The 21,593-nt window shown below is 56.3% G+C and carries 18 protein-coding genes; 4 read left to right on the top strand and 14 right to left on the bottom strand.

Annotated elements, in window-relative coordinates; all coding sequences use genetic code 11:
• Nucleotides 1-113: 113 nt before the first annotated feature.
• Entirely contained in the window at nt 114-842 is a 729-nt protein-coding gene (locus OIS50_RS16525; protein ID WP_264691736.1) for an HAD family hydrolase, read from the top strand.
• 96 nt (nt 843-938) lie between these two features.
• On the opposite strand, the gene atpG is transcribed toward OIS50_RS16525, so the two are convergent.
• From atpG to OIS50_RS16485, 8 genes are all read right to left on the bottom strand, one after another.
• On the bottom strand, nt 939-1,832 hold the full coding sequence (gene atpG, locus OIS50_RS16520; protein WP_264691735.1) for an ATP synthase F1 subunit gamma: 894 nt from the start codon (nt 1,830-1,832) through the stop codon (nt 939-941).
• Between the two features lie 102 nt (nt 1,833-1,934).
• Nucleotides 1,935-3,512: a F0F1 ATP synthase subunit alpha gene (gene atpA, locus OIS50_RS16515; RefSeq protein WP_059071917.1), complete on the bottom strand. Its 1,578-nt coding sequence runs from the start codon at nt 3,510-3,512 to the stop codon at nt 1,935-1,937.
• A gap of 9 nt (nt 3,513-3,521) precedes the next feature.
• Nucleotides 3,522-4,079, bottom strand: coding sequence for an ATP synthase F1 subunit delta (gene atpH, locus OIS50_RS16510; RefSeq protein ID WP_264691734.1), 558 nt, complete (start codon nt 4,077-4,079; stop codon nt 3,522-3,524).
• Nucleotides 4,080-4,164: 85 nt separating this feature from the next.
• Nucleotides 4,165-4,659: a F0F1 ATP synthase subunit B gene (locus tag OIS50_RS16505; RefSeq protein WP_264691733.1), complete on the bottom strand. Its 495-nt coding sequence runs from the start codon at nt 4,657-4,659 to the stop codon at nt 4,165-4,167.
• 154 nt (nt 4,660-4,813) lie between these two features.
• Entirely contained in the window at nt 4,814-5,074 is a 261-nt protein-coding gene (gene atpE / locus OIS50_RS16500) for an ATP synthase F0 subunit C (protein WP_059071914.1), read from the bottom strand.
• 63 nt (nt 5,075-5,137) lie between these two features.
• The gene (gene atpB / locus OIS50_RS16495; protein ID WP_264691732.1) at nt 5,138-6,214 is read right to left on the bottom strand and encodes a F0F1 ATP synthase subunit A; all 1,077 of its coding nucleotides are present in this window, start codon (nt 6,212-6,214) and stop codon (nt 5,138-5,140) included.
• A 29-nt stretch (nt 6,215-6,243) separates the two neighbouring features.
• The gene (locus tag OIS50_RS16490; RefSeq protein WP_264691731.1) at nt 6,244-6,654 is read right to left on the bottom strand and encodes a hypothetical protein; all 411 of its coding nucleotides are present in this window, start codon (nt 6,652-6,654) and stop codon (nt 6,244-6,246) included.
• Nucleotides 6,655-6,711: 57 nt separating this feature from the next.
• Nucleotides 6,712-6,951, bottom strand: a complete 240-nt coding sequence (locus tag OIS50_RS16485) for an AtpZ/AtpI family protein (RefSeq protein WP_264691730.1) — start codon at nt 6,949-6,951, stop codon at nt 6,712-6,714.
• 229 nt (nt 6,952-7,180) lie between these two features.
• Here OIS50_RS16485 and porW point away from each other — a divergent pair, with 229 nt between their 5' ends.
• The 3 genes from porW (at nt 7,181) to uvrC (ending at nt 14,664) form a co-directional block, all read left to right on the top strand.
• A complete protein-coding gene (gene porW / locus OIS50_RS16480; RefSeq protein WP_264691729.1) occupies nt 7,181-10,207 on the top strand; it encodes a type IX secretion system periplasmic lipoprotein PorW/SprE in 3,027 nt (1,008 codons plus the stop codon).
• 101 nt (nt 10,208-10,308) lie between these two features.
• Nucleotides 10,309-12,648 (top strand): penicillin-binding protein 1A, encoded by a 2,340-nt coding sequence (locus OIS50_RS16475; RefSeq protein WP_264691728.1) that lies wholly within the window; start codon nt 10,309-10,311, stop codon nt 12,646-12,648.
• Between the two features lie 192 nt (nt 12,649-12,840).
• Nucleotides 12,841-14,664: an excinuclease ABC subunit UvrC gene (uvrC, locus tag OIS50_RS16470; protein WP_264691727.1), complete on the top strand. Its 1,824-nt coding sequence runs from the start codon at nt 12,841-12,843 to the stop codon at nt 14,662-14,664.
• 110 nt (nt 14,665-14,774) lie between these two features.
• Here uvrC and porN read toward each other — a convergent pair whose 3' ends face one another.
• The 6 genes from porN to OIS50_RS16440 all read right to left on the bottom strand — a co-directional run bounded on the left by porN (nt 14,775) and on the right by OIS50_RS16440 (nt 21,574).
• Entirely contained in the window at nt 14,775-15,758 is a 984-nt protein-coding gene (gene porN, locus OIS50_RS16465; protein ID WP_264691726.1) for a type IX secretion system ring subunit PorN/GldN, read from the bottom strand.
• A 46-nt stretch (nt 15,759-15,804) separates the two neighbouring features.
• Nucleotides 15,805-17,391, bottom strand: a complete 1,587-nt coding sequence (gene porM / locus OIS50_RS16460) for a type IX secretion system motor protein PorM/GldM (protein ID WP_264691725.1) — start codon at nt 17,389-17,391, stop codon at nt 15,805-15,807.
• A gap of 66 nt (nt 17,392-17,457) precedes the next feature.
• Nucleotides 17,458-18,228: a type IX secretion system motor protein PorL/GldL gene (porL, locus tag OIS50_RS16455; protein ID WP_264691724.1), complete on the bottom strand. Its 771-nt coding sequence runs from the start codon at nt 18,226-18,228 to the stop codon at nt 17,458-17,460.
• Between the two features lie 89 nt (nt 18,229-18,317).
• Nucleotides 18,318-19,334, bottom strand: a complete 1,017-nt coding sequence (gene porK / locus OIS50_RS16450) for a T9SS ring complex lipoprotein PorK/GldK (protein ID WP_264691723.1) — start codon at nt 19,332-19,334, stop codon at nt 18,318-18,320.
• Nucleotides 19,335-19,568: 234 nt separating this feature from the next.
• Nucleotides 19,569-20,579: a PorP/SprF family type IX secretion system membrane protein gene (locus OIS50_RS16445; protein ID WP_264691722.1), complete on the bottom strand. Its 1,011-nt coding sequence runs from the start codon at nt 20,577-20,579 to the stop codon at nt 19,569-19,571.
• Nucleotides 20,580-20,743: 164 nt separating this feature from the next.
• The gene (locus OIS50_RS16440; protein WP_264691721.1) at nt 20,744-21,574 is read right to left on the bottom strand and encodes a uroporphyrinogen-III synthase; all 831 of its coding nucleotides are present in this window, start codon (nt 21,572-21,574) and stop codon (nt 20,744-20,746) included.
• Nucleotides 21,575-21,593: the final 19 nt, after the last annotated feature.

Genomic DNA, 21,593 nt, shown 5'->3' with positions numbered 1-21,593 from the left:
GCAAAGGTAGCAGGCAAATGCGCAAGCCCGGCTATGGCAGCCTCGGAGGGCTGCTTCCCGTACATGCACACGGCCGCGCTCCGCTTACCTCACTCCTTCTGCTACTTAGCCCTATGCCCCTCCGTGCCTCCGAATACGCCCTTATCTTCGATATGGATGGCGTGCTCATCGACAATACCCGCTATCAGGCCAAGGCCTTTCAGCTGCTTTTCCGGGAGCTGGGCCTGCAAACCAACGCCCTTGCACTGCTGAAGCGCCTGAACGGCATGCCCGCTACCAACATCCTCAAAACCGTGTACCGCAACCCGGTGCCCGAAAAGGAGCTCAAGACCTACGCCGACCGCCGCGAGTTTTTGTACCGCGTGCTGTATTGGGAAAAGCGCCAGGAAATCAAGGGCCTCACGGAGTTTCTGCAGGCAGCAAAAGCGGCCGGATTTAAAATCGCCCTAGGTACCGGCTCGGCCCCCGAAACCATCGGCTACATCATCGACCACCTCAACCTGCGCCGCTTCTTCGATGTGGTGGTGGGCAAGGCCGATGTGGAGCGCGGCAAGCCCCACGCCGATACCTTCAGCGAGTGTGCCCGGCAACTGGGAATTGCACCCGAGCGCTGCGTGGTGTTCGAAGATGCCGTCCTGGGTGAGCAGGCCGCATACAAAGCCAAGATGCGCTGCATCTGCGTGAGCAGCGCCCTGCGGCCCGAGCAGTTTCAGGCCCCAATGCACGTCATGAAAGACTTTACGCAGCTTACCCCCGAACGTGTGCTGGAACTACTCGAGCAAAACCCCGCTACCCCAAAGCCCAGTAAAACCGTGTCCCAGCGCGACTACGCCAAACTTTGACCTAGGCCCCTCCGGCCCAGCCCTAGGTGCCATTTGCTCACAAAAAAGCCTGCTCCGGTTGGGAGCAGGCTTTTTTGCTGTGCGAAGCAGTTATGCTTAGCGGCTGGCGGCCAAGGCTTCGGCACCACCCACGATTTCGAGAATCTCGTTCGTGATGGCAGCCTGGCGGCCCCGGTTGTACGTCAGTTTCAGCGACTTCAGCAGTTCACCGGCGTTTTCGGTGGCTTTGTCCATCGCCGTCATGCGGGCGCCGTGCTCCGAAGCGTTGCTTTCCAGCACCGCTTTGTACAGCTGAATTTTCAGCGACGTCGGAATCAGCGTCAGCACGATTTCCTCTTTGCTGGGCTCAAAAATGTAGTCCAGGTTGGAGGTTGCAGCAGCGGTGGCCGGTGCTTCGGGCGGCAGAATGGGCAGCAGCTGCTCCGTACGGATGATCTGCGTAGCCACGTTCTTAAACTCGTTGTACACCAGCAATACCTGGTCGTACTGCCCGGCGCGGAAGGCTTCCATGGCTTCCTCAGCAGCCACGCGCACCGTGTCGAACGAGAGGTTCGTGAACACGTTGGTGTGGTTGCCCACCAGCAGGCCGCGGCGACCAAAGTAATCGTGGGCTTTGCGGCCAATGGCCATAACGCGCACATTGCCGGCAGCGGCCAGGTCGGCGTAGCGCTCCTGAATCAGGGCATTCGTAGCCTTGAAGATGTTGCTGTTGAAAGCACCAGCCAAGCCACGATCCGAGGTAACAGCGATGATGAGCACGCGGCGCACGTCGCGCACTGCGCCGTATTCACCGGTCACATTGTCCTCCGCATTGCCTTGCGACAGATTGGCCAGGATGCTGTTCAGGCGTTGCGCGTAGGGGCGCATGCGCATGATGTTGTCCTGCGCGCGGCGCAGCTTTGCTGCCGCCACCATTTTCATGGCTTTGGTGATTTGCTGCGTCGAGCTTACCGACTGAATGCGGCCACGGACTTCTTTTAAGCTTGCCATATGAAAAGAGTTGTCAGTTGCCCGTTATCAGTTGTCAGTGTGTGCAGGGCAGCCGAACCGCCCCACACTGACAACCAACAACTGACAACTGACAACTAATTACTACTTGTAAGAAGCCGACAGGTCTTTGATAACCTGACGGATGGTGCCCGTGATGTTGTCGTCGAGCTTACCGGCCTTCAGGCCAGCCAGCACGTCGGCATGACGGGTGTTCATCACTTGCGTGAACTCCTTCTCAAACTCGCGCACGCGGTTTACCGGGATGGCGTCGAGCAGGCCGTTGGTAGCAGCATAAATGATGGCTACCTGGTCTTCAACTTTCACCGGCGAGAATTGCGGCTGCTTCAGGATTTCGAGGTTACGACGGCCACGCTCAATGGTAAGCTTGGTCGAAGCGTCGAGGTCCGAACCGAACTTGGCGAAAGCCTCCAGCTCGCGGAACTGGGCTTGGTCGAGCTTCAGCGTACCAGCCACTTTCTTCATCGATTTGATCTGAGCCGAGCCACCCACGCGCGATACCGAGATACCTACGTTGATAGCCGGACGGATACCCGAGTTGAAGAGGTTGGTTTCGAGGAAGATCTGACCGTCGGTAATCGAAATTACGTTCGTCGGGATGTAAGCCGATACGTCGCCAGCTTGCGTCTCGATGATGGGCAGCGCCGTCAGTGAACCACCGCCCTTAACAAGACCACGCAGGCTGTCGGGCAGGTCGTTCATGTTGCGGGCGATGTCATCCGAAGCGTTGATCTTCGCGGCACGCTCGAGCAGGCGGCTGTGCAGGTAGAATACGTCGCCGGGGTAAGCCTCGCGGCCGGGCGGGCGGCGCAGCAGCAGCGATACCTCGCGGTAAGCCACCGCTTGCTTCGACAAGTCGTCGTACACAACCAGCGCCGGGCGGCCCGTGTCGCGGAAGAATTCGCCGATAGCGGCACCCGTGAACGGAGCAAAAAACTGCATCGGCGCGGGGTCAGCAGCTGATGCCGAAACCACCACCGTGTAGTCCATGGCACCACCGCGCTGCAGCGAGTTCACGATCTGGGCTACCGTCGAGGCCTTCTGGCCGATGGCAACGTAGATACAGAAAACCGGTTCGCCGCGCTCGAAGAACTCGCGCTGGTTCAGGATGGCATCAAGCGCAACCGTCGACTTACCCGTCTGACGGTCGCCGATGATCAACTCGCGCTGGCCACGGCCAATCGGGATCATGGCGTCGATAGCCTTGATACCGGTTTGCAGGGGCTCGTTTACCGGCTGACGGAAAATTACGCCCGGAGCCTTGCGCTCCAGCGGCATGTCGTACAGCTCGCCAGCAATGGGGCCACGGCCGTCGATGGGTTGGCCCAGCGTGTTTACCACGCGGCCCACGATGCCTTCGCCTACTTTGATCGAAGCAATTTTATTGGTGCGGCGCACGGTAGCACCCTCGCGTACTTCGCTGTAGTCGCCGAGCATTACGGCACCTACGTTGTCTTCCTCGAGGTTCAGAACCAGTGCCTGCAGGCCGTTCTCGAACTCAACCAGTTCGCCTGACTGAGCCTTCGAGAGGCCGTAAATGCGGGCTACCCCGTCGCCAACCTGCAGCACCGTACCGACTTCTTCGAGTTCGGCTTCGGACTTGAAATTGGACAACTGCTCCCGCAGAATGGCGGATACTTCATCCGGACGTACTTCTGCCATGATGCTGACTTATAGTTGGGCTTGGTAGGGGTTCTCTTTGAAAGTGGTGCGCAGGCGGTTGAGGCGCGTGCGTACCGAATCGTCGATCTGTCGGTCGCCGATGCGCAGAACAAACCCACCGATTAATGATGGATCTACTTGCTCCTGCAGCATAACCTGGCCTCCCGTCTGACCGACCACCAAACGCTCCACTTGCGCGCGGAGTTCAGGCGTGAGCGGCGTAGCCGTCGTCACCGTAGCCGTTTGGATACCACGAAGCGCGTTGTACTGGTTCAGGAACTCCGGCCCAATAAACTCCAGCGCGTTTTCGCGGTTTTTCTGCGTGATAATGGTGAAGAACCGCATCGTGAGGTCCGACACCTTGCCGTCAAACAGCCGCCGCAGGATGGCCAGCTTCTTGTCGTGCTGCACAATAGGATTGCGCAGCAGCAGGCGCAGGTCGCGGCTGCCCTCCAACGTGTTGGCGAACAGCTCGATGTCCTGCTTTACCGTATCCAGCGTACCCTGCTCTTGCGCCAAATCCAGCAAAGACTTGGCGTAGCGGGCGGCGACTCGTAGTTCAGACATGTTTTAAGAAAGCTATTAGCTGCTGGCTGTTAGCTGTTGGCTATGTTAGCGCGGAGCTAACAGCCAGCAGCTAATAGCTAACAACTTAGTTCAGTTTTACCTCTTGCAGGTAATCGGTTACCAGTTGCTTTTGCGCAGTGGAATCCGTCAGCTCGCGGCGTAGGATGCGCTCGGCGATGTCGATAGAAAGCTGAGCAGCCGTGTTTTTCACTTCGGCCAGAGCAGCTTGCTTTTCGTTCTGGATAGCTTCGCGGGCCTGCATAATCATGCGGGCGCCTTCGTCGGTCGCTTTCTGCTTGGCTTGCTCAATCAGTTGTTCGCTGATGGTGGCAGCCTCTTTCAGAATACGGTCGCGCTCCTGACGAGCTTCGGCCAGCAACTTTTCATTGCCAGCTTTCAGCTGCTGCATTTCCAGCTTGGCCTGATCGGCTTGACGCAGGGCGTTTTCGATGGATTCTTCCCGCTCGCGGAGACCAGCCAGAATGGGCTTCCACGCAAACTTCGCCAGCAAGAATACCAGCAGCAGGAAAACGACAAACTGCCAGAACAGCAGACCCAAATCGGGGGTAATCAGATTCATGGCGTTAGGGGCAATGCGTGTGGGAAATGGGCGACTGTGGCTAGCAGGACAAGCCCGCTGTAGAACAAAGCCGCTCCGTAGGCACAGTTACACCAACGCGGCCGCCTGCTGCCCTGCCAAAGCAAGGCTACAGGCGGCCGCTTATGGGTGACTGTTATTGCAGACGCAGAGCTACCAGCAGGCAGACTACGACGGCGAACAGGGTGGCGCCCTCGATAAGAGCAGCCGCGATGATCATCGCCGTTTGGATACGGCCCGAAGCTTCCGGCTGACGGCCGATGGCTTCCATGGCGCTGCCGCCGATGCGACCAATGCCGAGACCAGCACCGAGGATAGCCAGACCAGCACCCAGGCCGGCACCCATAACGGCCAGACCAACAGCATTAACGACCTGCAGCAACAGAGTGAGCAGCATAACAGAAAGAGTTAGGAGAGTGAGAAAAAAGTCAGGAAAAACAAAAAAGAGGGAATGTCAGGCTTAGTGATGTGCAGCCGGCTTGCTCATGTCTTCGCCGCCGATCTGCAGATCTGCATCGTGGTGGTGCTCCTCTACCGCACCGCCGATATACATGGCCGAGAGCAGGGTAAACAGGTAGGCCTGCAGAATGGCCACCAGCATTTCCAGCACGTTGATGAACAAGGCAAAGCCAACACCTAGGGGCGAAACAGCTACGCTCTTGAAGATGAAGATGAGCGAGATAAAGCTCAGCACGATGATGTGACCTGCCGTGATGTTGGCGAACAAACGCACCATCAGCGAGAACGGCTTGGTAATGATACCAATCAGTTCTACCGGAATCATGATGGGCAGCAGCCAAGTAGGCACGCCGGGAGTGGCAAAAATGTGACCCCAGTAGTTCTTATTGCCGCTAAATACAGTGATTAGCAGGGTCAGCAGAGCAAGCAGGAAGGTGATGCTAATGTTGCCGGTGAGGTTGGCAGCGCCGGGCATCAGACCCATCAGGTTGTTGAACCAGATAAAGAAGAACAGCGTGAGCAGGTACGGCAGGTAACGCTCGTACTTGGGGCCAATGTTGGTTTTGGCAATATCATCGCGGATGAAGGCGATAATAGGCTCGAAGAACGATTGAATACCACGCGGGGCACGGCCGTGGTTCTTCTTATAGCCACCGGCTACCGAGAAGAAAACAACGATCAGCAGCAGGGCGCTCAACAGCAGCGAGGCCACGTTTTTGGTGATCGAGAAGTCGTAGACCTTGCTACCGTCTTCGGCCACAAGGTGCTCGTGCTCAAGCTTCAGGCCATTGTACGTTTCGCCGTGAGCTAGTTTGCTGGAGGAGAATACCGACAGGCCTTTACCGGGTTGAAAAGCAATTATTGGCAGCGGCAGGGTAACATGCGTGTGGCCAATCGTGGCGAAGTGCCATTCGTGCGCATCAGCAATGTGATGCAGAATCATCTCACCCGGCTTAAACTCGCCTTCTTCGGTGGCTTCCACCTGCGTGGCCGAGGTGGATGGCACATCGCCGTGATGCTCCTGCGCAAAAACCGGCAACGTCAGAATCCAGAAGAAAAGGAGCAGAAACCGCTTCATTCAGTGAGATTTAAGGCCTACTTAGTGCACTATTGCACACTTTCGGAGCCCGGTTTTGAAAACGGGCGCAAGTTAGTCACGACGTTCCAGACTTCAAACCCAGTGTAGAGAAAATACAGTAGGAAGAACAAGCCCAAAAAAGTCCAAGTGTTGTTGCCATCCTTGGCGCCACCGCTTACTAAATAGCCTACAACTATTACCATGGCGAGTACCAAACGCAAGGCAGTAGTGGCAAACCAGGCGGTCATCATGCTATCGGGTTTGCGCTTTACGGCCCGGTACGTAAGCCAGAAAGTAAAGGCCGTAAGTCCTACGTAAAACAGCAGCAGGTAATCGGCGTGGGGGTGCACTACAGCTGCGCCGTACTGCTGCCGCAAAAAGTACAGCAAGGCGGCCAACGGCACCGAAAAGAAGAGCAGATTGCGGAGGAAGCGGTTCACAGGCGGGGGTAATACAAACCTGACTAGGGCAGTAAGGGGCTGGGTTTTGCGGGCAGCTTATTTCTCGGAAACGGCCCGAATGACCTGGTACATAGCAATGAAGACGCCGAGCAGGGTGAGGATGATAGTGCCCCAAGGCTCCCAGCCCATCTTCTTGTCGAGCGTAACGCCACCCCAGGCGCTGAGCCCGATTACCACCAGCATTTGCATGCCTACCCCAGAGAACTTGCCGATTTGACGGCCGCGTTCCGCATCGGATTCGGGCTTTTTAGAAGATGGTGAGTCGGGTGTGGCCATGCGCGTTTGGAGCAAGCGGGTTGCAAAGGTACTGTACGCCGAGTTAATGCTTGGCTATCAGTTAAACCCGGGCACCTAGGCTGGCTGCGCGAACCCGAGGCTGGCACAATTTTCCCGTACTTTTACTTGCATTGTAGCGTTCTAGGAGGATTACGACGCTGCCGAACAAATTAACGGTCGGTCGGCGTTTTGCTCACACTGCCTTTCACCCGCCTGCTTTCTGCTGCTCGTGTCGAATTCTTTGCGCATCATTTGGGTACCCGTTGCTGGATTGGCTTTTGCCGCCGCCGCTTTTTTGGCCGGCTGCTCGGCCGAACGTCACAACGTAGTGGCCCGCACTTACCAGAACATTACGGCCCGCGACAACGGCTACTTTTTGGCGCGCGAAAAGATGCGGAGCGTGGAAGTGGCCCTCAATAAGGAGCGGCCGAACGACTATAACCGTACGCTGCCGCTGCTGCCGGTAGTCGATTCGGTAAAGGCCGTCCAGCTTACGGGCGACATGGACGACGTGGTGAAGAAGGCTTCGTTGCCTATCCAGCGCCACGGCACCAGCGACTACACCGACGACGCCTACATCCTTATCGGCAAGGCGCGCTTTTACAAACGTGAGTTTGAGGAGGCCCTGAAGACGTTTAAGTATGTGAACACCACCAGCAAGGACGCCAATGCCCGGCACGAGGCCCTTATCTGGCTGATGCGCACCTACATGGCCACCAACGAGTGGGAAAATGCCGCCGCTGTATCGGATTTGCTCGACAAAGAGCAAGGCATCCCCGAAAACGCCCGTGAGCTGTTCCTGACGCGGGCGCAGTACTTCATCAGGCAGGGCGACGAGCGGCGGGCTATTGAGAACCTGAGCAAGGCCATTCCTTATATAGAGAAGAAGGACGAACGCTCGCGCACGCGCTACGTGCTGGCGCAGCTGTACCAGAACACCGGCCAGGACAAAGAGGCGTACGCGCAGCTGAACAGCATACTGCGGCGCAACCCGCCCTACGAGCTCGATTTTTTTGCCAAACTGATGCTCGGGCAGGTATCGGACCTGAACCAGCAGGACCGCACGCGCCTGAACAAGTACTTCGCCAAGCTGCTGAAAGACCCGAACAACCGCGAGTACCGCGATAAGGTGTATTACGAAATGGCTCGGCTGGAATACCGCCAGCAGCGCTACGACGAAGCCTTGAAACTGCTCAACCAATCGGTGCGCGTGAATAGCACCAACCGGGCCCAGCGCGGCTACGCTTACCTGTTGACGGGGCGCATCTATTACGACAACCTACAGAAATACCGCCCGGCGGCGGCTTATTACGACAGTACCACCCAAAGCCTACCCAGGGAAACGCCGGAGTTTGCCGCCATCGTAGAACGGCGCAACATCCTGCGCGACTTTGCGCAGCAGCTCACTACCGTTGAGACGCAGGATAGCTTGCTTGCGCTGGCCCGCCTGGACACGGCTACCCTGCGCACGCGCCTCGTGGCTTATGCCGACGCGGAGTTGCTGCGCCGCAAACAAGCCGCCGAGCGGCAAGCCGCGTTGGCTGCCCGTGGCGTCAACCAAACGGCCCTAGGTCAGGACCCCAACCGGGCCGGCAACCCCGATGTGGACCCGTTGGCCTTCGCCAGCGCCTCTACCGGCCGCATGTGGTACTTTGATAACCCGACGGCCCTGAGCACGGCCCGCTCCGATTTTGAGCGGCGCTGGGGCAGCCGCCCCCTCACCGACAATTGGCGCCTGAGCAGCCTGGCCACCACGGGTGCGCCCGTGGCCGGTACCAATGCTCCGTTATCGGTACGGGGCGCCGATGGCAGCCTAGTGAACCCTGCGGACGGAGCATCGGGCCAGCAGGCTACGCCTACCGACGAGCGCGCTGCTTTGTTGGTGCAGTATCAACAAAGCATACCGGTTACGGCCGAGCAGCAAAAGGAAGCTGAAGCCAAGGTGCTGGAAGCTATGTTTGCCCTAGGTGCCATTTACAACCAGCAGCTAAAAGAGCCCGCCAAGGCGGTGCAAACCTACGAGCAATTGCTGCAGCGCTTCCCGCGCAGCCCGCATACGGCCGAGGTGTACTACAGCCTCTACCTGCTTTACAAAGACCTAGGCGACGCGAAAGCCGGAACCTACGCCCAACGGCTGCGGCAGGAGTTTGCCAACTCCTCGTTTGCCCGCTTGGTAGCCGACCCCGAGTACCTGCGCCGCACCTCGGTGGCCAACGAACACATGGCTGTGCGGCTCGACTCGGCCTTTGCGCTCTACAAAAAGCAGGAGTTCAAAAAAGCCAATGCCGCATTGGCCCGGGCGCGCAAGCAGTACCCCGAAACCGACCTGAACGACCGCGCCGAGTACATGCAATTACTCCTGACGCTGCGTACCCAACCACCAGCCAAGCACAAGGCCGAAGTAGCAGCGTTTGTAAAAAAATACCCCGAAAGTACGCTGGCACCTAGGGCACAGGAGCTGCTGGGCACCTATGGGCGCTACGAAAGCGGCCAATTGGCTGGCGCACTGGCCTCTACCGAGAAGCCCTCGGTCTCGTTCTTCCGCCCGGGCGAGGTGGACAACCGCGTGCGCATTCTGTACAAGGAAAACGAGACGCCCGCTGTAGCCCTTAAGCCGGAAACGAAGGCGGAACCCAAAGCAGCCCCTGCACAATCTATTGCCTCCTCTCCTGCTCCGAAAGAGGCAACTGCTACTGCTTCGCCCAAAGCCTCGCCGGCCGCAACCGCTGCTAAAGCAGAACCAACCCCTGGCACTACGCCAAGCCTGCCTGTGCCGGCTACCAACTCGCCCGCACCCACGCAGCCGGCCCCCGCTGGTAGCCCTGCTGCTAATACAGCCACCACGCCGCCTGCACCAACCACGCCGGCCCCCGAGCCTTCGCCGTACCGCGCCGACGTGAATGCCGCCCATGCAGTGGTGATAGCATATCCGAAAGACGCAGCGGCTTTTGCTGAGCTTCAGAACCAGCTTACGGCGTACAACGGCCGCTTCTTCAAAGCCAATAACTTGCAAGTGCAGGCGCAGCCCCTAGGTGCCGATCAGCAATTACTGATTGTGCAGGCCATGCCCAACGCCAAGGTGGCGTTGAATTATGCCCTGAAGCTACGCGGGCCGCAAGGCCCGCTGATGAAGTTCCGCAACGCGGGTTACCAATCTTTCCTTATCGGTATTGATAATCTGCCGGTGCTGCTCTCGCGCGGCAACCTGGAGGAGTACTTGCGCTTCGCCCAGCCTGTTTATTCAATTAAAAATTGAGAATGAAAAATTAAAAATTGACCGTTTAGGGTGCACTCGGCGCGTGTAATTACCTGAACATCAATTTATAATTCTCAGTTTTTAATTTTCAATTCAACTCAATGCCTACCGTTACACGGCCTAAACCTGCTCATCGCCCCAAGCCCAACCGCCCCGAGCGGTTTGGCGCCATTACCCGCACGCTCTGGCTGTTGTTTGGCGCCGGCGTGCTGGCCGCCATCTTGTTTGTGCTGGCCGTCAGCATCAACTTCCTGAACCTGTTCGGAAGCATGCCCAACCTGCGCACGCTCGAAAACCCCAAGAGCGAGCTGGCCTCGGAGGTGTACTCGGCCGATGGCGTGCTGATGGGAAAGTATTTCCGCGAAAACCGCACGCCCGTGGAATACGAGGACCTGAGCCAGCACACGGTTGATGCTTTGGTTGCTACCGAAGACGCGCGTTTCGAGGAGCACTCGGGCATCGATGCCAAAGCCATGATGCGCGTGGCCTCGGGGTTGGTGCTGGGCGGCAAAAGCGGCGGCGGCTCTACGCTTAGCCAGCAGCTGGCCAAAATGCTGTTCCGCACGCGCGAAGACCTGAACGACGGCAAGCTGAACGACGTGCCGGGCTTGCGCATGCTCATCACCAAAACCAAGGAATGGATTTTGGCGGTGCGCCTCGAACGCAACTACACCAAGCGCGAGATTCTGCGCATGTACCTCAACCAGGCTGAGTACGGCTCCAACGCCTATGGCATTTTCACGGCGGCCAAAACCTTCTTCAACAAGAAGCCCAAGGACCTAACGCTGGAGCAATCGGCGCTGCTGGTGGGCCTGGTAAACGGCCCGACGGTGTTTAACCCGGTGCGCAACCCGGAGCGCAGCAAAAAGCGCCGCGACTGGGTACTGAGCCAAATGCGCAAGTACGAGTACCTCGACGAGGGCACATACGCCGCTGCGGTAGCCAAGCCCATTAAGCTCGACTACAAAGTTGAAAACCAGAACGAGGGCATTGCGCCGTACTTCCGGGTGGAGGTAAGCAAGATGCTGCGCTCGTGGGCCAAAGAAACCGGCTACGACCTGTACGCCGATGGCCTGAAGATTTACACCACCATCGACTCGCGCATGCAGCGCTACGCCGAAACCGCCGTAGCCGACCACATGAAGCTGCAGCAACGCTGGTTTGATGCGCACTGGAAAGGCCAGCAGCCGTGGCGCGACGAGAACGGCAAGCTCATCCCGAACTTCCTGAGCACCTCCATTCAGCGCACCGAGCGGTACAAATCGCTCTACCAGCGCTTCGATGGCAACAAGGACTCCATCAAGTACCACCTGAACAAGAAGTACCGGATGAAGGTGTTCACGTGGAACGGCGGCGAGAAAGAGGTAACCATGTCGCCGATGGACTCCTTGGCCTATTACAAGCGCCTGCTGCACGCCGGCTTTATGGCCATGAACCCGCTCAACGGCCACATCAAGGCCTGGGTGGGCGGCATCAACTTCAAGTACATCAAATACGACCACGTAAAGCAGGGCAAGCGCCAGCCGGGCTCTACCTTCAAGCCGTTCGTGTACGTGGCCGCCATCGACCAAGGCTACTCGCCCTGCTACCAGCGCCCCGATGTGGCCACCACCTTCCCGGCCGTGGCTGGCCGCGCAGCTTACACGCCCAAAAATTTCGAGGGCGGTTTCTCGGGCCGCACCTTTACGCTGCGGCAGGCGCTGGCCCGCTCGATGAACTCCATTACCGCCTGGTTGGTACAGAAACTGGGCCCCGAAACCATTGTGGCGTACGCCAAGCGCCTAGGTATCACGTCGCCCATCGAGGCGGTGCCGGCCGTGGGCTTTGGCTCGTCCGACGTGAGTATTTACGAGCTTTCCGGCGCGTACAGCACCTTCGTGAACAAAGGCGTCTGGACGGCCCCGATGATGGTTACCCGCATCGAGGACAAAAACGGCAACGTGCTGCGCGAGTTTGTGGCCCAAACTAAGGAGGCCCTGAACGAAGAAACCGCGTATCTGATGACGTACATGATGCGCGGCGCCGTGGAAGAGCAAGGCGGCACCTCCATCATCCTGCGCAACGGTTTCAAGTTCCCGTACCAGATGGCGGGCAAAACCGGCACCACCTCCAACTACTCCGATGCCTGGTTTATGGGCCTCACGCCCGACCTGGTATGCGGCACGTGGGTAGGCGGCGAAGACCGCTCGATCCACTTCCGCACCGGCGCTTACGGCCAGGGCTCACGCCTGGCGCTGCCCATCTACGGCCTGTTCATGCGGCAGGTATACAAGAACAACAAGGACATCGGCATCAGCACCGGTGAGTTCCCGAAACCGCAAAAGCCGCTCGACATCGAAATCGACTGCTCGCGCTACTATGGCGCCCAACGCGACACCATTCCGTACGAGCAGAAGCTGAACCAGGTGGATATTCAGGACCTCGAAGACCAAGATATTTAATCTGCTTACTCAGGTTATTAAAAGAGCCTTGCCTGCCTTGCAGGCAAGGCTCTTTTGTTGCTGCCAACCACCTAGGAGCTGATTATTTGGCTCCCGTCGCCGGACACTTGCAATTCCACCTAGGTGAATTCTGTCAACCTCCTTGTTGTTTTGGTAGTTTAAAACCCTGCTTACCTCCGCTACTCCTTTCGTATGGCTGCCCAAGCCCACTTGCAAGAGCAAATCCGACACCTGCCGCACCGGCCGGGTGTTTACAAATATTTCGATGCCGAAGGGCGCATCATCTACGTTGGCAAGGCCGTGGACCTGCGCAAACGGGTGAGCAGCTATTTCACCAAGCAGGATCACAACAAGAAAACCCAGCAGCTGGTCAAGAACATTGAGCGCATCGAATTCACCATTGTCGACTCGGAGTCGGATGCCTTTCTGCTCGAAAATAACCTCATCAAGCAGCACCAGCCCAAGTACAATATCCTGCTGAAGGACGGCAAAACGTACCCGTACCTGTGCATCACCAACGAGCGGTTCCCGCGGGTGCTGCCCACTCGCAACAAAATCAACGACGGTTCGCGCTACTACGGCCCCTACGCCAGCGTAACGGGCATGAACCTTATTCTGGAGCTTATCAGGGCCTTATATCCGCTGCGCACGTGCACCTACAACCTCTCGCCCGAGAACGTGGCCGCCGGTAAATACAAGGTGTGCCTGGAGTACCACCTAGGCAACTGCAAAGGGCCCTGCCAGGACCTCATCGACGAGGGCTCCTACAACCAACACATTCAGCAAATCCGGAACATTCTGTCGGGCAACCTGTCGGTGGCCAAAGGCTACTTCAAGGAGCGCATGATGGAAGCCGCCACCGATCAGCAATACGAGTTGGCGCACCAGTACAAGCTGAAGCTCGATAAGCTCGAGGACTTCCAGACGAAGTCGATGGTCGTGAACCCGTCGTTGTCGAACATCGACGTGTTCAGCATTGCCTCCAACGAGAAGTCGGCTTTTATCAACTACCTGAAGGTGATGAACGGCTCCATCATCCAAACCCAAAGCCTGGAGGTGCAGAAGAAGCTCGACGAAACCGACGCCGAAATCCTGGCCCCGATGGTGATGCAGTTGCGGCAGGAGTTTGAAAGCGAATCGAAGGAAATTCTGGTGAACGTGGAGCTGCCCACCCTGCCCCTACCCGGCGTTAAAGTGGCCGTGCCCGAAATCGGCGACAAGCGCAAGCTGCTGAACCTATCGATCAAGAACGTGCTCTACCTCCGCAAGGAGAAAGAGTCGATGAACGAGAAGTCGAAAGACGTGAACGAGGTGCGCATCATGGAACAGGCCAAGAAAGACCTGCGCCTGAAGGACCTCCCCCGCCACATCGAATGTTTCGATAACTCCAACTTTCAGGGCGACAACCCGGTGGCGGCCATGGTGTGCTTCCGCAACGCCAAGCCCAGCAAAAAGGATTACCGCCACTTTCACATCAAAACCGTGGTGGGCCCCAACGACTTCGACTCGATGTACGAAATCGTGACGCGGCGCTACCGTCGTTTGCTTGATGAAGGGGCCAGCCTGCCGCAGCTCATCGTAGTAGATGGCGGAAAAGGCCAGCTTGGCATGGGCGTTAAAGCCTTGAAGGACCTAGGGCTGTGGGGACAGATTCCGATTATCGGCATCGCCAAGCGCCTGGAGGAAATCTATGTCCCGAATGACCCGTTGCCACTCTACATCGACAAGAAAAGCGAGACGCTGCGCCTCATTCAGCGCATGCGCGACGAGGCGCACCGATTCGGCATCACGTTCCACCGTTCTAGGCGCGATGCAGCCACGCTCAAGACCGAACTAACCGACGTGAAGGGTCTAGGTCCGGTAACGGCCGATAAGCTCCTGAACAAGTTTAAATCGGTCAAAAAGATCAAGGAGCTTAGCGAAGCCGAGTTGATCAGTGAAATCGGCAAAGCCAAAACCAAAGTCTTGCTCGACTACTTCGCTCAGCAGGATCAGCCCGCGCCGTCGGCCGAGTAACTACGGCCCTTCATATCTCCTTGCCAACTTCAGCCATCCGACTACCTAGGCGACAAACAAAAAAGCCCCTGCAGCAAGCAGGGGCTTTTTTGTTTGTCGCCTAGGTGAGCTTAGAAGCTCCACAGGCTGTACTCGTACTCGATCAGGTCGGCAGCGGCTTGCGAAGCCGCCAGGATGCCCTGTTGCTGACCGCCGTAGATTTCGTCGAGGCGCGAGTCGCTCGGGTTCGAAACCTTTACGATGTAGGAGTTGAACAGCCAGAGCTCGAAAGCGTCAGCCAGGTTCTTGTGCTGCGCGTCGTTCTGCGGGTTGAACCAAATGGCCTTGTCGGGGTTGGCGCGGAATACGCGAACCAGATCTGCGTACTTGAAGGTACCAATCGGCCGTTCAATGCCCGACGTGTTGGAACTCAGCGTAGCCGGCACCAGCAGCGTAATGGACTTAATGTCGTGGTACATTCTCGACCGCTTCTTGTCGAAGATCATGTCCTCCTTCAATTCCATCTGATAGATGTCCTTGTAGCGGTATTCGTAGCTAGGCGGGCCAGCAGGCTTAGCAGGAGCTGCAGACGCAACGGGGACCTTCTCCATGATGGTCTTACCGTTTTTGTCCTTCATGATCTTGCCATTCTTGTCGCGCTTCGGTTGCGTTTTGGTAGCAGCCGACGACTTTTTAGTAGGCGCCCCCCAAGCATCATCGCTACTACCAAAGCCAGTGTCTTCCTGCGTGAAGCCAGCTGCTTTTTCTTCGGCGCTCAGCTCGTTGGTAGCTTCGGCATAAGAAAAGTTGGTGGTAACCTCAGTGGGCGTGAAGGTCGAAGTCAGCGAATCGTTACGGTAAGCCTGTAGCTCACCACGCTTTACTGCTTCCAGAATCACGCGGCTGATTTCTTTGCCCTCGGAGAACATGGGCTTGTTCTGCTTTTCCCGCAGGTCGATAGCACGCCACACGGTTTTGCGGAACATGATGTCCGAGTTAGGAATAGGCCGGTACGAGCCGTTGCTGCTGGCCGTAGTGGCTTGCTCTTGCGCCGACGCCGAAACCGACAGCGACAGGCTGGCCGCCAGTGCGGCGAAGGATAAGAACTTATTCATGTGAGGGAAAGGCAAAAAGCCAGGCAGTTGGTTCAACCAGTGATTACTAGATCAGCGGGATGTTGAAGGCTTTGCCGCGCATCGGTACTTCCTCCTGCTCGCCGCGGAAGTTCATACGACGTACTTCTTGCACTTCGATGTACAAACGGTCGCCTTCGCGAGCCGAGTTTACTACGCTGCTGAGGTCAACATCCGGGCCGTTAACTTGGATGGTAGGCATAGCCGGGCGCTTGCCACGTACCAGTGTTACCGAGTAGCGCGTTACGCGGTAGCGGGCGTCTTCGGGCAGGAACGAGGCAAAGCCTTGATCCGGAATAGCACGCAGGCTCATGTTACGCACAGCCGTAATCGGAGTACCCTGCTTTTCGTTAGCCTCGCGGCCGCCTACTACGCATTTGATGTCGGGCTTAGGAATCGGGCGAACCTTGAATGTTTGCGAACCGATGGCGTTGCCACCGCTGCTCACGTTCAGGGTTACCTCGGCCGAGTTCGGCACCAGCGTAACATCACCTACTTTATCGCCCTGGATAACCTGAGCGCCCGAAGCAGAGAAGCCAGGCTTGTACTGCGGACCTAGGGCCGGCACTTGCACGCTCAGCTTGTTGCCGCACTTGAAGTACAGCGCCTGCACCGATGCCGACTGAATCTGCATTACAGGTTTGGTAACGGTGTAAGGTACCGTCACCTTAAACGTGGTGTCGCGGCCGTTATTGCGGATGCGGATGGTACCCGTCCAGTTTTTCTTGGCGTTGCCCGAAGCGTCGAACGCGCCAGGAGTAGCCGTAAACTCGATTTTGCCTTTACCATCAGGACCAACCTGCAGCGGCGAACCGTTCAAGGTCATCGAAGGGCGCATACCCGAAGCAGAGGCCGTCAGGAACAGCTCGGCTTTGTATTTGGTACCAGCTGCTACGGTATTCGACTCAGCGCTAGCAAAAGCACCAATTTTGTCGAAAACAATCGTCTCAGCACCTACGCGCTTAGCCAATTCGCTCAGAGCATCCGATTCGTACTTCAGCACTTCGGCTTCTTTCTGGGAAAGAACAGCCAAGGCTGCTACCAAGGGAGTATTCTCAAAGTTGAGCTCAGCGAAGTTTTTGTTCTTCTGCTCAGGATCGACAACACCCGGGTCCTCTTTAGCGTCCATTGCCAGCGGCGAAACGCCGGGCACGAACTGCTTAATATACGACGAGTACTTGTTCAGCTCGTCTTTCATTTTGTATGCCTCGCCGTTGCGGGCACCGCCGAGCATGGTGATGGCCACCTTGTCTTCGGCACTCATGTTCTTGTACTCCGACTTGCCCTTGGTGTTTTCGGTAGCCGTGATCAGCTTATCGCGCACCTCACGCAGGTACGTAATCGCCTGCTTGGTACGCTCCCGAATTTCCTGGCTTTGCTTCAGGACAACTAAGTCTTTGGCCTGGTTGCGGTTCTTCTCAACTTGTGCCTGGATGCCTTTCACAGCAAAGTCATTTGACTTCGACACTTTTTCGTTGATGTTCGAAAGGCTGTCGTCGAGGAACTTGAACTTGAGCAGAATTGCGGAGTTTACTTGCAGCGCAAGAAGGGCAGTCAGTACCAAGTACATCATGCCAATCATCTTTTGCCGCGGTGTTTCTTTACCTCCCGCCATTGTTATTGATTTCTAATAAAGAAGTCGTAGGTGTAATGAGAACCTGCGTCAGCTACGATCTAACAATTAGTTAGTAGCGCGCATTGCGTTCAACATATTGCCGTACACACGGTTGAGCGAGTTCAGGTTTACCGTCAGCTTGGCAACTTCATCTTTGAACTGCTCGGTGTCTTTGCCAGCGCTTACCAGGTTTTCCATGGCTTGGCTCAAAGTACCGTAGAACTTGTTCATCGACTTCAGGTGCGTGTTGGCATCCTGCAGCTCCATTTCGTACACAGCATTCAGCGCGCCCAGATTTTTGGTAACGTTCTGAACTTGCAGGTGGTACTCCTTGGCATCGGTGGTTGCATTCGACATAGCCGACATAGCTTCGGCCGTTTGCTTGTATGCAACGTTGATGTTGTCGAGCGACTGAGCAGCAGCGCGCACACGCTGGGTGTACTCGTCGGTAGCGTTAGTAGCGTCGCCGAGGGTCGAGAGCTGCGAAGTAGTGGTGCTCAGACGGTTCAAACCTTCGCCCAGCGACTTAATAGCGTCCGGGGTCACGTTGGCGTCTTTCAGCATATCGTCAAGCTTGCGCGTCAGACCGGTGCCGCCGTTGTTAGCAGCCAAGAAAGACTGTTCGCCAGTGCTGGGGTCGTATCCTTCCGACAATTGGGGGTACACCAGCGACCAATCGGGGTCTTTGTGCTGGGGCTGGAAAGCACTCAATAGGAAGATCAACGCCTCAACACCCAAACCCACGATCAGCATGACGTCGGCACCTTTCCAGTGCTGAATCTTGAACAGTGCACCGACGATAACCACCGCCGCACCGATGCCATACACTTTCGGCATGACCGTGTCATACAGAAAATTTCCCTTTTGTGCCATTGTTAATTGAAAGTAAAGAAGTTGGTGTGAGCGAGAAAAAAGCTAATCGTAGGTTAAAGGCTATTGTTTGTGCCCATACCAATTTGAATCAGTGCGCAACGGAAGCCGATGTACGAACGAGCCGAATCCTGATATTCGAAGCTACGCGTGCCGGTTTCGAGGAAGTAAGCAATGTCTTTCCAGGAGCCACCGCGTACTACTTTGCGGGGTTCGTTGTCGTCGGGGTTGGTGGGGTTCATGTCCCAAACCACCGGCATCGAAGCTTCCATATAAGCGTCGTCGCACCACTCAGACACGTTACCGGCCATGTCGTACAGGCCGAAGTCGTTGGGGAAGTAGGCACCTACGGGCGAGGTGTAGGCGAAACCGTCGGAAGCGTAGTCACCACGACCGGGCTTAAAGTTTGCCAGCATGCAGCCGCGCGAATTGCGCAAGTAAGGCCCGCCCCACGGGAAGGTAGCGAGTTCGCGGCCACCACGAGCAGCGTACTCCCACTCAGCCTCCGAAGGCAAACGGAAACCAGGAACGCCGGCCAAGCCTTCTTCGGCAGCAGCGGCATTCTTGTGCTTGGTGCGCCAGTTGCAGAAGTACTTGGCCGCAAACCAGTCGACGCCTACTACCGGGTAGTCGTCGAACGCGGGGTGGCTGTAGTAGTACTCCATCAGCGGGTCGCCCATGTGGTAGGTGAAGTCACGCACCCACACGGTGGTATCCGGATAAAGCTCCGTCATGATGTACTGCTCACCCAACACATCGATTGAGTCTTGCATTACAGCATTCATGAACTGACGGTACTCATTGTTAGTGATTTCCGTCTCGTCCATGTAAAAGCCGGCAATCGTTACCTGCTTGTTCATATTCACCATCGAGGCAGCAATGTCCTCGTCGGTCTGACCCATGTGGAAAGTACCGCCGGGGCAGGGTACCATGCCAAACGGCACTTCCTGCGGATTAAATTCCGGACGGTCTTCAGCGCCCACCAGGTCGCCGGTGGGGCCTTTGCCGAAGCTGCAAGCCCCCAGCATCAAGGCCACGCAGGCAATGAGGGGCAAACCAAGAAACTTGTTCATGTGAGGGTGAAAGTGACTGTTCAGGCGGCGATACCCAAAGATTACAATTTTGCGCTTGGCAAATTTAGCGACAAAGCTTTTCGCAAACAAGCGTTTAACCAAAGGCCATCGGTTTGTTTTAGAACCGATTAGGCAGCTGGTTAAACGTCTGAGAGCCTTGTCTTATTACACTAAGGTTAAAATACCTCTGCAAAGGTACTTAACTAACCAATAGTTCCATCAACCGGGGTGTGATTAGAAGCTATACCGCGGTGTGCGGATGGCGGGTCGTATGGCTAAGCCGGGCTTAGGCAAACGGTAAGAAATCATTATTTCGTGCGAGCTGAATGCACGCGCATCCTGGTTAAATGCAATTAAATCAAACGCATAACCAATCCTCAGCGCGTTGTCTTTCAGGATAGATCCACCGAGCATGCCTATAAATGATTCACCGTAACGATAGCCGAAACCACCCCAGTACTTATCGTTGTAGGTTGCTCTGACGTTCGCCTCGAACGAGTTGTTGTCGAGCGAAAACTTTTTGCTGTCGCCGAACCTGCCCGGCAAAACGAGCTTGCCTATGGCCGATGGCGTAATGGTAATCTCGTCGTTGAGCTCAAAGTTATAGCCCACGCTTAAGTAAGCATGGTTTTCGGCGGTTGCCCTGGCTTGTTTACCCTGGCTGTTACCTAGGCTATCGGGCACGCTCTGAAAACGATATTGGGAACGCAGCAGGTTGTTTACGCTGAACCCAGCATACCACCGCGGCGATTCGTACCAAACACCTGCTCCTGCGTCAAATTTATTATCGGAGCTATTGTCCGGGATACTCGGATCAAATTCGTCGACGGCACGGTACCCTCCCCGGCGCCAGTTGTTGTATATCCCTTGTAGCCCAACACCTAGGAGGCCTTCCTCGCCTACTTTGAAGTGCTTCGAATAGGATAAGGAGAAGGATGTAATGTCGGACTGAGCAATTTCATCCCGGTAGGCGTTGAAGCCAATGCCGCCACCTAGGGCCCTTACGGGCAGAGAGCCAGACAACATGAATGTTTTTGGCTCCCCACCTTCATCCAAGGTGGCTTTGTAGTTGAAGTACTGGTAACGATAGATCGAGATAAACTCCCCTTGCCCCTTGATGCCCGCGTAGGCCGGGTTAAGGTACATCCCATTAAAAGGGTAGTGGCTAAACTGCGGCTGCTGCTGAGCGGCAACAGAACCAGCCACAGCCGACAGCAAGAGCGTAGCAAGTAGATTTCTCTTCATAAAGAATGCTGCTGTAAGGATGCGTGGCTACGGCAGATGGCTGAACTATGGAACGTACTTTCAAATGTATTGAAAATACAACCTCACCCAAACGCCCCGAAAAAACGAGCGGGGAGCACACTTATTATGTTATGCTCCCCGCTCGTCCTTAGCCGTTAAACGCGCTACGCTTTTTGTTTGTTATTGCGTGCTTGCTCCTTTGCTATTTCAGCACCGTGGTGATACCGGATATACGCCTCGATAGCACCCGTCATTGACGGGGCATTGGGCAGAGGGGCTTCGATATCAAGTTCCAGCCCTGCATCCCGAACGGCTTTGGCAGTAGTGGGACCAAAGGCGGCTATGCGCGTACCATCCTGCACAAAATCAGGGAAGTTAACGAATAGCGAGCTAATGCCGGACGGGCTGAAGAAGGCAATGCAGTCGTACTTCACGTCCGAGAGGTCGGACAAGTCACTCGCTACGGTGCGGTAAATCACGGCTTCGGAAAACTTGAAGCCGTTGGCCCGCATAAACTCGGGGATGTCGTCCTTGCGGATGTCAGAGCAAGGATACAAGAACTTCTCGCTCTTGTGCTTCTTGATAACGTCGAACAGGTCGGCCGCCGTACGTTGCCCCACGAACAGCTTGCGCTTGCGCAGCACAATGTACTTCTGCAGGTAATTGGCGGTTTGCTCCGAAATGCAGAAGTACTTCATTTCGGCGGGCATTTCCTGCTTGGCCTCCTGGCAGATGCGGAAGAAATGATCGACAGCGTTGCGGCTAGTGAAAATGATAGCCGTATGATCGAGGATGTTGACCTTTTCCTTGCGGAAGTCCTTGTAGGAAACCGGATCGACTTGGATGAACTCGCGAAAATCTACTTTGATGCCGTATTTCTCGGCAATGGCAAAGTACGGCGACACATCGTTGGCTGGCTTAGGTTGCGTAACCAAGATGCTGCGAATGCGCTTGGCGTGCCGACCGGTACCCGGCTTGTCTGTGCTCTCAGCCATGTGAGGTAAAGAAAGTAAA

This window comes from Hymenobacter sp. YIM 151858-1, from assembly GCF_025979705.1.
Taxonomy (GTDB): domain Bacteria; phylum Bacteroidota; class Bacteroidia; order Cytophagales; family Hymenobacteraceae; genus Solirubrum.
The sequence above is the reverse complement of the archived record's forward strand: the minus strand, read 5'-3'. Positions and strand labels throughout refer to the sequence as shown.

Excerpts from the sequence above, each read along its gene's own strand:
- porK (WP_264691723.1), bottom strand. The coding sequence starts at position 19,334 with ATGAACAAGTTTCTTGGTTTGCCCCTCATTGCCTGCGTGGCCTTGATG.
- porL (WP_264691724.1), bottom strand. The coding sequence starts at position 18,228 with ATGCCGAAAGTGTATGGCATCGGTGCGGCGGTGGTTATCGTCGGTGCA.
- atpE (WP_059071914.1), bottom strand. The coding sequence starts at position 5,074 with ATGCTGCTCACTCTGTTGCTGCAGGTCGTTAATGCTGTTGGTCTGGCC.
- porN (WP_264691726.1), bottom strand. The coding sequence starts at position 15,758 with ATGAATAAGTTCTTATCCTTCGCCGCACTGGCGGCCAGCCTGTCGCTG.
- OIS50_RS16505 (WP_264691733.1), bottom strand. The coding sequence starts at position 4,659 with ATGAATCTGATTACCCCCGATTTGGGTCTGCTGTTCTGGCAGTTTGTC.
- atpB (WP_264691732.1), bottom strand. The coding sequence starts at position 6,214 with ATGAAGCGGTTTCTGCTCCTTTTCTTCTGGATTCTGACGTTGCCGGTT.
- atpG (WP_264691735.1), bottom strand. The coding sequence starts at position 1,832 with ATGGCAAGCTTAAAAGAAGTCCGTGGCCGCATTCAGTCGGTAAGCTCG.
- uvrC (WP_264691727.1), top strand. The coding sequence starts at position 12,841 with ATGGCTGCCCAAGCCCACTTGCAAGAGCAAATCCGACACCTGCCGCAC.
- OIS50_RS16525 (WP_264691736.1), top strand. The coding sequence starts at position 114 with ATGCCCCTCCGTGCCTCCGAATACGCCCTTATCTTCGATATGGATGGC.
- OIS50_RS16440 (WP_264691721.1), bottom strand. The coding sequence starts at position 21,574 with ATGGCTGAGAGCACAGACAAGCCGGGTACCGGTCGGCACGCCAAGCGC.
- OIS50_RS16445 (WP_264691722.1), bottom strand. The coding sequence starts at position 20,579 with ATGAAGAGAAATCTACTTGCTACGCTCTTGCTGTCGGCTGTGGCTGGT.
- OIS50_RS16485 (WP_264691730.1), bottom strand. The coding sequence starts at position 6,951 with ATGGCCACACCCGACTCACCATCTTCTAAAAAGCCCGAATCCGATGCG.
- porM (WP_264691725.1), bottom strand. The coding sequence starts at position 17,391 with ATGGCGGGAGGTAAAGAAACACCGCGGCAAAAGATGATTGGCATGATG.
- OIS50_RS16475 (WP_264691728.1), top strand. The coding sequence starts at position 10,309 with ATGCCTACCGTTACACGGCCTAAACCTGCTCATCGCCCCAAGCCCAAC.
- atpA (WP_059071917.1), bottom strand. The coding sequence starts at position 3,512 with ATGGCAGAAGTACGTCCGGATGAAGTATCCGCCATTCTGCGGGAGCAG.
- atpH (WP_264691734.1), bottom strand. The coding sequence starts at position 4,079 with ATGTCTGAACTACGAGTCGCCGCCCGCTACGCCAAGTCTTTGCTGGAT.